We start from the raw sequence: 13,173 nt of genomic DNA, 5'->3' as shown, positions 1-13,173 counted from the left end.
AGATGAAACAACTATGTCGTCTTGCGCTGATATCACTCAGCGTACTCGGTCTTTCAGCTTGCGGTTGGTGGGGTGGTGAGGTTGAAATCGAACCCGCTGAGCTAGTGAGCTTTGAAACAGAAAAAGATGTTGAAGTGCTTTGGAGTACTTCTATTGGTGCAGGTTTGGGCGAAAAGTTTAACCAGCTTCGTTTAGCGGTTAACGAGAACGTCATCTATGCTGCCGATGTTGAAGGTCAGGTTTTTGCCGTTGACCGTGTCGATGGTAAGGTGATTTGGAATATTGATCTCGATACGGTGATTGTCGGTGGTGTGGGCATTGGTCCGGCACATGTGGCAGTCACGACTGAGCAGGGTGAAGTCGTCGTGCTCAGTGCGGTTGATGGTGCAGAGATGTGGCGTCAGCAGTTGAGTAGTGAAACGCTGGGTCCTGTACAGATGAATACTGAACTGGCCGTCGCTCAGCTTCAGAATGGTAAGCTGGTTGCAATGGATCAGAATACAGGTGAGCGTCGCTGGGCCTATGATAGTCAGATACCTCGTTTAACCTTACGCGGTACCAGTGCGCCAATCGTAGCTTCAAATGTAACTATTGCGGGTTTCGCGAATGGCAAGCTGATTGCAGTACGAAATGATACGGGGCTGGAATTGTGGCAGCGTCGTATTACGGTAGCTGAAGGTAAAACTGAACTAGAGCGATTGATCGACATTGATGCCCGGCCGTTATATATAGACGGCGTGATCTATATTGTAAGTTATCAGGGAAAGCTTGTAGCTGTCAGTGCTTCAGATGCTCAGGTTTTATGGTCACAGAAAGCTTCCAGCTATCAGAGCTTGTCAGCTGGCTTTGGTAATATCTATGTCAGTGAAGAGAATGGCTTTATTCAAGCGTTTGATCAGCGTAGTAGTGCCAGTGTTTGGCGTCAGTCAGCATTAGAGTATCGTCAGACTTCGGCTCCGGCAGTGCTGGGTAATACAGTTGTTGTAGGAGATTACGAGGGTTATCTGCACTTTATGTCCCAGGTAGATGGCCATTTTGTTGCGCGTTATCAGGCTGATTCTGCTGGTGTGCGCGGTGATATGGTTGTCGAAGGGAATGTGTTGTACGTACTGGGTAATAGCGGTCGTTTGGTTGCATTACAGCTTAACTAATCCCCTTGTTTAAAATCCGGCGGCTACCTGTATTATCAGATAGCCGCCATTTTGTTTTTATGTAATAACGTTTTTTGAAAAATTGGTAACTAAAATATGCTTCCGGTAATAGCCCTCGTCGGCCGCCCAAATGTGGGTAAATCGACACTGTTTAACAGACTGACAAAAAGTCGTGACGCACTTGTTGCTGACTATTCTGGTCTGACTCGTGACCGGAAGTATGGTGAAGGCCGTCTCGGAGAGCGTGATTATATGGTGGTAGACACCGGAGGGATCTCCGGTGATGAGGATGGTATTGATTATAAGATGGCGGAGCAGTCGCTACTGGCCATCGATGAAGCGGATATTGTACTTTTTCTGGTTGATGGTCGTGCTGGCCTTAATCCTGCTGACGAAATGATTGCCGATCACTTACGTCGCTGTGAAAAAGAAAGCTATATGGTTGTTAATAAAACTGATGGCCTTGATCCTGATGTTGCGATGTCAGACTTCTATGGTTTGGGGCTGTCGGAGCCTTTGCCTATAGCGGCGTCTCATGGCCGTGGTGTCACTCAGCTAATAGAGCACGTTTTACAGGATATTCCTCTGCGGGAAGAGTCTGAAGAAGATGAAGAGTGGCTGCGGCAGAAAAAAATAGCCATTGTAGGTCGCCCAAATGTGGGTAAGTCTACGTTGGTTAACCGTATATTGGGTGAGGACCGTGTTGTGGTCTTCGACGAAGCGGGTACTACTCGAGATAGTATTTACATACCCTTTGAGCGTGACGGCGACCCCTATACGCTAATTGATACTGCAGGTGTTCGTCGACGTAAGAATGTAACCGAAGCTGTTGAAAAATTTTCGATTATTAAAACACTTCGGGCAATTAAAGACGCCAATGTTGTTGTTCTGGTTATAGATGCTAAAGAGGGCGTGTCTGAGCAGGATCTGCACATGCTGGGTTATGTGCTCGATGCGGGTCGCTCACTAGTCATCGCGTTAAATAAATGGGATGGCATGACCGGCGATGAAAAAGAGGTCGTGCGAGAGCAGTTACGTCGACGCCTTGAGTTTGTTTCTTTTGCTCGAATGCACTTTATCTCTGCTTTACATGGCAGTGGTGTAGGTAATTTGTTTGGCTCGGTAGATGAAGCATATGGCTTTGCTATGATGAAATGGCCAACAAATAAACTGACGCGCATGCTGGAAGATATCGTCGCGGACCATCAGCCTCCCATGGTTAATGGACACCGTATTAAATTACGCTATGCTCATCAGGGTGGCTCGAATCCGCCTGTTATTGTAATTCATGGTAATCAGACGAATGCGTTACCAGGATCTTATAAGCGTTACCTTGAAAATAAATTCACTAAGGTGCTGGGGATTAAAGGCACGCCGCTACGCTTTGAGTTTAAGAGTAGTGAAAACCCTTTCAAAGATAAAAAGAATGAACTGTCCAAGCGTCAGCAGATGAAGAAGCTGCGACAGAAGCTTCATAATGACAAGCAGAAGAAGAAAGGTAAGAAGAGATAAACGGCAGTAGCTAGACGCTTCGCTTGTTAATTGAATCAGATGCTTCGCTTGCTAGTGGCTAGACTGGAAACTGCGTTTCCTCGCTAGAAAGAGCAAGAACATAAAACCGCCGGCAGGCGGTTTTATTGTTTAAAGGGTCATGCTGTTAAGTAAGTTTCTCTTACGAAGTAGGTTTTTACCTTGTTTAAAAAGAATGCTTACCTAGCTCCTCGAAAGCGGCGCAGCCGCGTCTAGCTAGTCACGTAGCGACGGTCTCGCTACTTGCCTCCTCGAAGTGCTGACTTTTTCATAAAATATTCACTTTTTTGTGCTCCCGATGTTGACTCCTCCACTCATGAATGTAGAATGCGCTTCCTCGCTTGAGACAGCCACTGGAAACGGTCGCTGACGCAGGTTGAGCTGTTTAGTTTAACTGATTGAAAAACAGTGTTTTTTAGTTAGATTAAACGGAACAGGAAGAAGATCGGATGGTTTGATAATTTGTTAAAAATTATGAAACAAAATGGTTGACTTCATCAGGGTGTTGAGTAGAATACGCACCTCGCTTGAGACGACTCGCCGGAAGCGGTTGAGAGTTGATAGCAACGCTCTTTAACAGTTTGATCAGATAATTCGTGTGGGCGCTTGTTGAGATGAAGCAAAAAGCTTTATCAAAGCAAACGACCAACGTGAATACATTTATTTGTTTTTATGTGAAATTGTTTAATGCTTTGAGCTAGATTTACAGAATGTCTTTTTCCGACATTCTTGATTTAAACTGAAGAGTTTGATCATGGCTCAGATTGAACGCTGGCGGCAGGCCTAACACATGCAAGTCGAGCGGTAACATTTCTAGCTTGCTAGAAGATGACGAGCGGCGGACGGGTGAGTAACGCGTAGAAATCTACCTAGTAGTGGGGGATAGCCCAGAGAAATTTGGATTAATACCGCATACGCCCTACGGGGGAAAGGAGGGGACCTTCGGGCCTTTCGCTATTAGATGAGTCTGCGTCGGATTAGCTTGTTGGTGAGGTAATGGCTCACCAAGGCGACGATCCGTAGCTGGTCTGAGAGGATGATCAGCCACACTGGAACTGAGACACGGTCCAGACTCCTACGGGAGGCAGCAGTGGGGAATATTGCACAATGGGCGAAAGCCTGATGCAGCCATGCCGCGTGTGTGAAGAAGGCCTTAGGGTTGTAAAGCACTTTCAGCAGTGAGGAAAGGTTGGTAGTTAATAACTGCTAGCTGTGACGTTAACTGCAGAAGAAGGACCGGCTAACTCCGTGCCAGCAGCCGCGGTAATACGGAGGGTCCGAGCGTTAATCGGAATTACTGGGCGTAAAGCGCGCGTAGGCGGTTTGTTAAGTCAGATGTGAAAGCCCCGGGCTCAACCTGGGAACTGCACCTGATACTGGCAAACTAGAGTACAGAAGAGGGTGGTGGAATTTCCTGTGTAGCGGTGAAATGCGTAGATATAGGAAGGAACACCAGTGGCGAAGGCGACCACCTGGTCTGATACTGACGCTGAGGTGCGAAAGCGTGGGGAGCAAACAGGATTAGATACCCTGGTAGTCCACGCCGTAAACGATGTCTACTAGCCGTTGGGAAACTTGATTTCTTAGTGGCGCAGCTAACGCAATAAGTAGACCGCCTGGGGAGTACGGCCGCAAGGTTAAAACTCAAATGAATTGACGGGGGCCCGCACAAGCGGTGGAGCATGTGGTTTAATTCGACGCAACGCGAAGAACCTTACCTACTCTTGAAATCCAGAGAATTCGCTAGAGATAGCTTAGTGCCTTCGGGAACTCTGTGACAGGTGCTGCATGGCTGTCGTCAGCTCGTGTTGTGAAATGTTGGGTTAAGTCCCGTAACGAGCGCAACCCTTGTCCTTATTTGCCAGCACGTAATGGTGGGAACTCTAAGGAGACTGCCGGTGACAAACCGGAGGAAGGTGGGGACGACGTCAAGTCATCATGGCCCTTACGAGTAGGGCTACACACGTGCTACAATGGCCGGTACAGAGGGCCGCAAACCTGCGAGGGGGAGCAAATCTCAGAAAACCGGTCGTAGTCCGGATTGGAGTCTGCAACTCGACTCCATGAAGTCGGAATCGCTAGTAATCGCGAATCAGAATGTCGCGGTGAATACGTTCCCGGGCCTTGTACACACCGCCCGTCACACCATGGGAGTGGATTGCACCAGAAGTAGCTAGCTTAACCTTCGGGAGGGCGGTTACCACGGTGTGGTTCATGACTGGGGTGAAGTCGTAACAAGGTAGCCCTAGGGGAACCTGGGGCTGGATCACCTCCTTAAACGATAGCGGATTCTTAGCAAGCGTTCACACGAATTATCTGATCACTGATAGAGAGAGCAACTAGCAGCCGAGAGGCTGTTTTTTATGCGATAGGCTTGTAGCTCAGCTGGTTAGAGCGCACCCCTGATAAGGGTGAGGTCGGTGGTTCAAGTCCACTCAGGCCTACCAATCTTCCGTCATACTCACGAGTAGAACGAAAGATGGTACTAATCATTGGGGCTATAGCTCAGCTGGGAGAGCGCCTGCTTTGCACGCAGGAGGTCTGCGGTTCGATCCCGCATAGCTCCACCATTACTGATGAACGTTAGTCTGGTGACATCGCACTCGAAAGTCTTAAAATATACGCATCATCTGATGTTTATCTTTTAAAGCTTTTAGCTTTAAACGCTCTTTAACAATTGAATCCTGTAACAAAACGAGAAAGAAAATGTACAAGCGCTTATCCGGCGTAATGTATCGTTATTTCAGCAGTCATCGAAAGATGACAAATGAAGTTTAATCAGTGACTTTGACAGACCCTTTTGGGTTATATGGTCAAGTGACTAAGCGTGCACGGTGGATGCCTTGGCAGTCAGAGGCGATGAAGGACGTGGTAACCTGCGATAAGGTTCGGGGAGGCGGTAAACGGCCTTTGATCCGGACATTTCCGAATGGGGAAACCCACCCAGTATAAGCTGGGTATCTCTTGAGTGAATACATAGCTCTTGAGAAGCGAACCCGGGGAACTGAAACATCTAAGTACCCGGAGGAAAAGAAATCAACCGAGATTCCCCTAGTAGCGGCGAGCGAACGGGGACCAGCCCTTAAGCTGTGTTGTAGTTAAAAGAACGCTCTGGAAAGTGCGGCCATAGTGGGTGATAGCCCCGTATTTGAAAACTTATACACAGTGAAATCGAGTAGGACGGGACACGTGATATCCTGTCTGAACATGGGGGGACCATCCTCCAAGGCTAAATACTCCTGACTGACCGATAGTGAACCAGTACCGTGAGGGAAAGGCGAAAAGAACCCCTGTGAGGGGAGTGAAATAGAACCTGAAACCGTGTACGTACAAGCAGTGGGAGCGGTCCTTGAGACCGTGACTGCGTACCTTTTGTATAATGGGTCAGCGACTTAATTTTAGTAGCAAGGTTAACCGTATAGGGGAGCCGTAGGGAAACCGAGTCTTAATAGGGCGTTCAGTTGCTAGGATTAGACCCGAAACCGAGCGATCTATCCATGGGCAGGTTGAAGGTTGAGTAACATCAACTGGAGGACCGAACCGACTGTCGTTGAAAAGCCAGCGGATGACTTGTGGATCGGAGTGAAAGGCTAATCAAGCTCGGAGATAGCTGGTTCTCCTCGAAAGCTATTTAGGTAGCGCCTCATATCTCACCTACGGGGGTAGAGCACTGTTTCGGCTAGGGGGTCATCCCGACTTACCAACCCGATGCAAACTCCGAATACCGTAGAGTGCAATTATGGGAGACACACGGCGGGTGCTAACGTCCGTCGTGAAAAGGGAAACAACCCAGACCGTCAGCTAAGGTCCCAAAGTTATGGTTAAGTGGGAAACGATGTGGGAAGGCTTAGACAGCTAGGAGGTTGGCTTAGAAGCAGCCACCCTTTAAAGAAAGCGTAATAGCTCACTAGTCGAGTCGGCCTGCGCGGAAGATATAACGGGGCTCAAACCATACACCGAAGCTACGGATGCTATTTATAGCATGGTAGAGGAGCGTTCTGTAAGCCGTTGAAGGGAAAGCTGTAAGGCATCCTGGAGGTATCAGAAGTGCGAATGCTGACATGAGTAACGATAAGGGGGGTGAAAAACCCCCCCGCCGGAAGACCAAGGGTTCCTATCCAATGCTAATCAGGGTAGGGTGAGTCGACCCCTAAGGCGAGGCTGAAGAGCGTAGTCGATGGGAAACAGGTTAATATTCCTGTACTTTTTGTTATTGCGATGGAGTGACGGAGAAGGCTAGGCCAGCACGGCGTTGGTTGTCCGTGTTTAAGGTTGTAGGTTTAGGACTTAGGAAAATCCGGGTCCTTATAAGACTGAGAATTGATGACGAACCCTCTTTTGGGTGAAGTGGTTGATGCCATGCTTCCAGGAAAAACTTCTAAGCTTCAGATAACAAGAAATCGTACCCCAAACCGACACAGGTGGTCAGGTAGAGAATACCAAGGCGCTTGAGAGAACTCGGGTGAAGGAACTAGGCAAAATGGTACCGTAACTTCGGGAGAAGGTACGCCGGTGCTGGTGATGGGACTTGCTCCCTAAGCTAGCGCTGGTCGAAGATACTAGGTGGCTGCGACTGTTTATTAAAAACACAGCACTCTGCAAACACGAAAGTGGACGTATAGGGTGTGACGCCTGCCCGGTGCTTGAAGGTTAATTGATGGGGTTAGCTTCGGCGAAGCTCTTGATCGAAGCCCAAGTAAACGGCGGCCGTAACTATAACGGTCCTAAGGTAGCGAAATTCCTTGTCGGGTAAGTTCCGACCTGCACGAATGGCGTAACGATGGCCACACTGTCTCCACCCGAGACTCAGTGAAATTGAAATTGCGGTTAAGATGCCGTATATCCGCGGCTAGACGGAAAGACCCCGTGAACCTTTACTATAGCTTCGCAGTGGACTTTGATATTACTTGTGTAGGATAGCTGGGAGGCTTTGAAATCTGGACGCCAGTTCAGATGGAGCCAATCTTGAAATACCAGCCTGGTACTATTGAGGTTCTAACTCAGGTCCCTTATCGGGATCGAGGACATTGTGTGGTGGGTAGTTTGACTGGGGCGGTCTCCTCCTAAAGAGTAACGGAGGAGTACGAAGGTGCGCTCAGCATGGTCGGAAATCATGCATCGAGTATAAAGGCATAAGCGCGCTTGACTGCGAGACTGACACGTCGAGCAGGTACGAAAGTAGGTCTTAGTGATCCGGTGGTTCTGTATGGAAGGGCCATCGCTCAACGGATAAAAGGTACTCCGGGGATAACAGGCTGATACCGCCCAAGAGTTCACATCGACGGCGGTGTTTGGCACCTCGATGTCGGCTCATCACATCCTGGGGCTGAAGCCGGTCCCAAGGGTATGGCTGTTCGCCATTTAAAGTGGTACGCGAGCTGGGTTTAGAACGTCGTGAGACAGTTCGGTCCCTATCTGCCGTGGACGTTTGAGATTTGAGAAGAGTTGCTCCTAGTACGAGAGGACCGGAGTGAACGAACCTCTGGTGTTCGGGTTGTCATGCCAATGGCATTGCCCGGTAGCTACGTTCGGACAGGATAACCGCTGAAAGCATCTAAGCGGGAAGCCCCCTTCAAGATGAGATCTCACTGGGACCTTGAGTCCCCTGAAGAGCCGTTCAAGACCAGGACGTTGATAGGCTGGGTGTGTAAGCGTTGTGAGGCGTTGAGCTAACCAGTACTAATTGCTCGTGAGGCTTGACCATATAACGCCAAAAGCGTTTGGGTCATCTGATTGAAAGACGATATATGCAAGACGGATAAGAGTTTGTACATACTCTCCGACTGATTACAGGATTCAAATGACGCTTGAACAGCAATGTTCAATCGTTAGAGCAACCAGTTTTGCTTGGCGACCATAGCGAGATGGAACCACCCGATCCCTTACCGAACTCGGAAGTGAAACGTCTTAGCGCCAATGGTAGTGTAGGGTTTCCTTATGCGAGAGTAGGTCATCGCCAAGCTTCAAATAAGAGACAGCCCCGATCATTAGTTTGGTCGGGGCTTTTTCGTGTCTGGGATTTAGAAAACAGGCGCTAGACGCGACTGCGTCGCTGCTAGAACGGCGCTACGCGCCTGCTCGTGGCTGGAATAAGCGTAAGAGCAAAAGCCTTCTTTATGAGTCATATCAGTCAATGTAATTGATAACTTTGTAAGATTATTCATTCGCCGTGAGGGCACGGCTCCTACATACAACAGACATAGCAGAGAATGCTATCACTGGGGTCTATGCTTTTTCTAGCAACGAGCAAGTGGCGAAGCTATGGCTGGCGGCTGCTCTTCTCATGACTCCCGTCATCAATAATCCCAACGACTACAGGTTTGGCTTGCTAGTTAGGGGTATAATTTTATATATTGCCAAACTTGTTTCGGCTATGCGCGATAATCGTGATTGCTGAACCTTACAAATAAAGCAGGTTTAAAATGTATACCGAAGAAGATGTTCGTCGTTTACGCTGGCAGAGCCGAAGAGGCATGCTGGAACTGGATGTATTGTTTGTACCTTTTGTTGAAGAAGCCTTTACTGAACTTGATCTTGAAGATCAGGATCGGTTCGTTCAGCTACTGACTTGTGAAGATACTGAATTGTTTGTCTGGCTGATGGAGCGGGAAGTGCCTGAAGACCCCAATATGCAACGTATTGTTCGGATCATACTGGATCGTGTTCAGCCCACTGCAGGTTGACATTAATCCTTCCATCTATGGTGGGGGGAGTATTGTCTTACTGGTGTTTTTTTCGCTGCTTTCTGTGTGGGTGTCGGATCTGGATGGCATCCATAAATTACTGCTTTCGCTGGTAAGTCTGGGGTATAGCTTTTTTTGCTGGTCCCGTATGGTCAGCTTAACAGATAGGTTTTCTGTTATCGGCTTGCGTTGGTTGGTAGAACACCAATCGGTAGTGGTCTGTGTGAACGAAGGTGGCTGGGTTAATGTTGACCGGATTGAGCAGAAATTTGTATTCCCGTTTCTAATCGGACTTAGGTTGAAGTTAGCTTCAAAAAAACGCTCTGTTACTGTTCTTGTTTGGCGGGACAGCACAAACGCAGATGACTTTCGCAAGCTGCGTGTGCTATTTCGTTTTGCTCCGCCACCGGTCAGCGCCACTCATAGTTAACCGGTGTAAGAATAGTGTCTCTGGCTTCAATGTTGCTGTCAGGATAGTCCAGTGTGTAATGAAGGCCCCGGCTCTCTTTTCGTAGCATAGCTGAACGAATAATCAGATCGGCGACGACAGCAAGGTTTCTGAGCTCAAGAAGATCACTGCTGACTTTATAGTTACTGTAGTATTCGCTAATTTCCTGCTGTAAAAGATCTACTCTGTGTTTTGCCCGTTGTAGCCGCTTATCTGTTCTTACTATCCCTACGTAATCCCACATGAAGCGACGAAGCTCATCCCAGTTGTGAGCGATGATAACGTCTTCATCCGAATCCGTAACCTGGCTCTCATCCCAGAAGGGGATTTCCGGTAGTTCTCCCAGAGGTCTGTTGTGCTCGGTAATATGGCGGGCTGCGGATGAGGCATAGACGATACATTCCAGCAATGAATTGCTGGCGAGTCGATTTGCCCCGTGAAGACCTGTAAAAGCAGTTTCTCCAATCGCGTAGAGGCTTTCTACATCGGTCAGGCCGTGTTTGTCGGCCATTATGCCGCCACAGGTGTAGTGTGCGGCAGGGACCACAGGGATTGGCTCTTGTGTGATATCAATACCGTACTCTAAGCAACGCTCATAGATCGTTGGGAAGTGTTGCTTTACAAACTCTGGTGGTTTATGTGATATGTCGAGGAACAGACAGTCGTGGCCTAGTCTTTTCATCTCATGGTCTATCGCCCGGGCAACGATGTCGCGGGGTGCCAGTTCGCCGCGTTCGTCAAACTTGTCCATAAACCGCCTGCCATCTGGCAATAACAGTTTACCTCCTTCTCCGCGTACTGCCTCTGAAATGAGGAATGATTTTGCCTGAGGGTGATATAAGCAGGTGGGGTGGAACTGATTGAATTCAAGATTGCCAACCCGACACCCAGCCCGCCAGGCCATTGCAATTCCGTCTCCGGATGCTCCGTCCGGATTGCTGGTATAAAGATAGGCCTTACTAACGCCGCCGGTCGCTAAGACGGTAGAGCCTGCTTTGAAAACATCGACATGCCCGCTGCTGTTATCCAGTACATAGGCTCCGATACAGCTGTTGTTTGGCAGGTTTAGTTTATGGCGGGTAATGAGGTCGACAGCAAGCCGGTCTTCAAAGAGGTCGATGTTAGTTCGTGCGTGCGCCTGCTCGATTAAAGTTTGCTGAATCGCCTGTCCGGTAGCATCGGCAGAGTGAATAATTCTACGATGGCTGTGTCCGCCTTCTTTAGTCAGGTGATATTCATCGCCATCACGGGTAAACGGTACTCCCTGCTCAATCAGCCAGTCGATACTATTTTTTCCATGCTCGATGGTAAAAGCAACCGCATCCATACGGCTCAGATTTGCGCCTGCGGTGATCGTGTCCTGAATGTGGGCTTTGGTGCTGTCTGTGCCGTCCATTACTGCAGCAACACCGCCTTGCGCCTGATAGGTCGATCCGCTGGTCAGACTGGCTTTACTCAGAACTGCAATCTTGTACGTTTCGGGTAGTTGTAGAGCTAGCCCTAGGCCGGACGCACCGCTGCCAATGATTAGTACGTCATACTGAAACTCTTTGCTCATTGCGGGCTCTCTGTTAACTACTGTCCAAGAGGCAATTATTGCCCGAACTGATGTTATGAGCCAGTCTGGAAGGTTAATTATTAGTTTTTTTTATCCAAGGGGAACTTACTTAAGGTTAAGTGCTCATAGGTTATAACTTAATACCTGTATTGAAGCAGGGTTGCATAGAGTAGGGGTTGACATTCATACTTCCTTTAGGCTGTTCTACAGCCATGTAGGTTAGGGGTTGTTCATACATATTAAGGAATCGAATGTCCGACGAAAGCCAAGCATCGATAGACCAGAAGCTGGTTAAGCGTGTTCAAGAAGGGGATAAAACTGCCTTTGACCTGTTGGTTAAGAAATACCAACATAAGATAATCGGTCTTATTGGGCGTTATGTTTATGATCACCATGAAGCGATGGATGTGTCTCAGGAAGCGTTTATAAAAGCATATCGTGCGCTCCCTAATTTTCGCGGTGACAGTGCTTTTTACACATGGTTATATCGAATTGCTATTAATACAGCAAAGAACCACCTGGTAGCTAAAAACCGCCGGCCGCCTGATATGGATATTGATGTTGACGATGCACATCACCTTGAAGGTGATCGGGGTTTAAAAGATATTGAAACGCCTGAGAATAGTTTGTATCGGGATGAACTGGCCAGAGTCGTGAGAAACGCTATGGATAAGCTTCCAGAAGATCTTCGTGCCGCGATCTCTCTACGAGAGTTTGAAGGGCTGAGTTATGAAGATATTGCACAGATTATGGATTGCCCGGTTGGCACAGTACGTTCGCGTATTTTCCGGGCTCGGGAAGCGATCGATAAAGAGATTGCACCACTGTTAACTTAACGAGTTGAATTTGATGTTGAACTTGAGCATCGAATTTTACTCATAGAATAAAGAGCTCAATGGATTACCGGTCCGGGGGCTCAATTAAAACACTTAATCCGTTAGGAGTTGGCTAATGAGCGAACAACCGAGAGAAGCTCTTTCTGCATTGATGGATAATGAAGTGGGTGACTTTGAGTTACGCAGTCTTCTAAAGCAGAGTGCCGACAATGACGAACTGTCAGGGCAATGGCAGCGGTATCATGTTGCCAGCTCGGTGTTAAAGCAGGAGCAGGTTGCATCTGGTGATATCAGTGCTTCAGTAATGGCTGCGCTTGACGAAGAACCTGCTCTCAATGTGGCTTCTTCTGAGAATACGGTTGTTAAAACTAAGTCGTCAGGCATTAACTTTTGGAAGCCTTTAGCTAGCATGGCAGTGGCAGCGTCGGTAACGGCGGTTGTTATTTTAGGTGGACAAAACTTTGGTGTTGGCCAGCCGACCGCAGTAACACCAGACCTGGCGCAAACTTCAGTATCTGAGACAACATATGCTCAGCCTGGACTAACTGTTCCCAGCGGCTTTATGCGAGCCCAGTTTGGTGCTCCACGTATTGCTCAACAAATTGATAATAATGAAGATATCATCCGCTTTAATTCTGGACTGAATAGCTATATTCAACAGCATAATGTGTTGAATAACGGTGTGTTGGTGAGCTCTAACCCTGGTTGGTTGCCAGAGGGCTTTACACCGGTAAAGAATGCACTTGCACCGGGTGCGGAGTTGACCGTATTTAGTAATGGCGAACACTCTTTTACTCTGAGTATTGAGCGAACAGGTGATGTTTCAGTGCCTGAAGGTGCTACTCAATTGGGCGATATGGTTGCTATCGGTAAAAAAGTAGATCAGTTTTTTGTGACGGTTGTCGGTGATGTTCCGCTTATGGTTGCTGATCGGGTAGTGAACTCTGTCAGGAAAATTCAATAACCT

7 protein-coding genes, 2 tRNA genes and 3 rRNA genes are annotated in these 13,173 nt (G+C 48.1%); 11 read left to right on the top strand and 1 reads right to left on the bottom strand.

What is annotated here, in order from left to right:
* Positions 1-2 precede the first annotated feature (2 nt).
* The 9 genes from bamB to AMJAP_RS14535 all read left to right on the top strand — a co-directional run bounded on the left by bamB (position 3) and on the right by AMJAP_RS14535 (position 9,794).
* Positions 3-1,151, top strand: coding sequence for an outer membrane protein assembly factor BamB (gene bamB / locus AMJAP_RS14575; RefSeq protein WP_019622715.1), 1,149 nt, complete (start codon positions 3-5; stop codon positions 1,149-1,151).
* 96 nt (positions 1,152-1,247) lie between these two features.
* Positions 1,248-2,663 carry a ribosome biogenesis GTPase Der gene (der, locus tag AMJAP_RS14570; protein WP_019622716.1) on the top strand — a complete coding sequence of 472 codons (1,416 nt, stop codon included), beginning with the start codon at positions 1,248-1,250 and terminating at the stop codon, positions 2,661-2,663.
* A gap of 754 nt (positions 2,664-3,417) precedes the next feature.
* Positions 3,418-4,958, top strand: a 16S ribosomal RNA gene (locus AMJAP_RS14565).
* A 93-nt stretch (positions 4,959-5,051) separates the two neighbouring features.
* Positions 5,052-5,128, top strand: a tRNA-Ile gene (locus AMJAP_RS14560).
* 47 nt (positions 5,129-5,175) lie between these two features.
* Positions 5,176-5,251 (top strand) — tRNA-Ala (locus tag AMJAP_RS14555).
* A 241-nt stretch (positions 5,252-5,492) separates the two neighbouring features.
* Positions 5,493-8,385: ribosomal RNA gene (locus AMJAP_RS14550) — 23S ribosomal RNA — on the top strand.
* Between the two features lie 142 nt (positions 8,386-8,527).
* A 5S ribosomal RNA gene (gene rrf, locus AMJAP_RS14545) occupies positions 8,528-8,643 on the top strand.
* Together the 16S, 23S and 5S rRNA genes with 2 tRNA genes alongside form the textbook arrangement of a ribosomal RNA operon.
* A gap of 460 nt (positions 8,644-9,103) precedes the next feature.
* Complete coding sequence (locus AMJAP_RS14540; RefSeq protein WP_019623276.1) at positions 9,104-9,364, top strand: FAD assembly factor SdhE; 261 nt, start codon at positions 9,104-9,106, stop codon at positions 9,362-9,364.
* Positions 9,342-9,794 (top strand): protein YgfX, encoded by a 453-nt coding sequence (locus AMJAP_RS14535; protein ID WP_019623275.1) that lies wholly within the window; start codon positions 9,342-9,344, stop codon positions 9,792-9,794. The genes AMJAP_RS14540 and AMJAP_RS14535 overlap by 23 nt, the downstream gene beginning before the upstream one ends.
* Here AMJAP_RS14535 and nadB read toward each other — a convergent pair.
* On the bottom strand, positions 9,775-11,370 hold the full coding sequence (nadB, locus tag AMJAP_RS14530) for an L-aspartate oxidase (protein WP_019623274.1): 1,596 nt from the start codon (positions 11,368-11,370) through the stop codon (positions 9,775-9,777). The genes AMJAP_RS14535 and nadB overlap by 20 nt on opposite strands.
* A gap of 251 nt (positions 11,371-11,621) precedes the next feature.
* Between nadB and rpoE the strand changes: the two genes are divergently transcribed.
* Entirely contained in the window at positions 11,622-12,206 is a 585-nt protein-coding gene (rpoE, locus tag AMJAP_RS14525; RefSeq protein WP_019623273.1) for an RNA polymerase sigma factor RpoE, read from the top strand.
* Positions 12,207-12,321: 115 nt separating this feature from the next.
* The gene (locus tag AMJAP_RS14520; RefSeq protein WP_019623272.1) at positions 12,322-13,170 is read left to right on the top strand and encodes a MucB/RseB C-terminal domain-containing protein; all 849 of its coding nucleotides are present in this window, start codon (positions 12,322-12,324) and stop codon (positions 13,168-13,170) included.
* The last annotated feature ends 3 nt before the right edge of the window (positions 13,171-13,173 follow it).

The organism is Amphritea japonica ATCC BAA-1530, from assembly GCF_016592435.1.
GTDB lineage: Bacteria > Pseudomonadota > Gammaproteobacteria > Pseudomonadales > Balneatricaceae > Amphritea > Amphritea japonica.
Note: the sequence above shows the minus strand (reverse complement) of the source record. Positions and strands in the feature narration are given on the sequence as shown.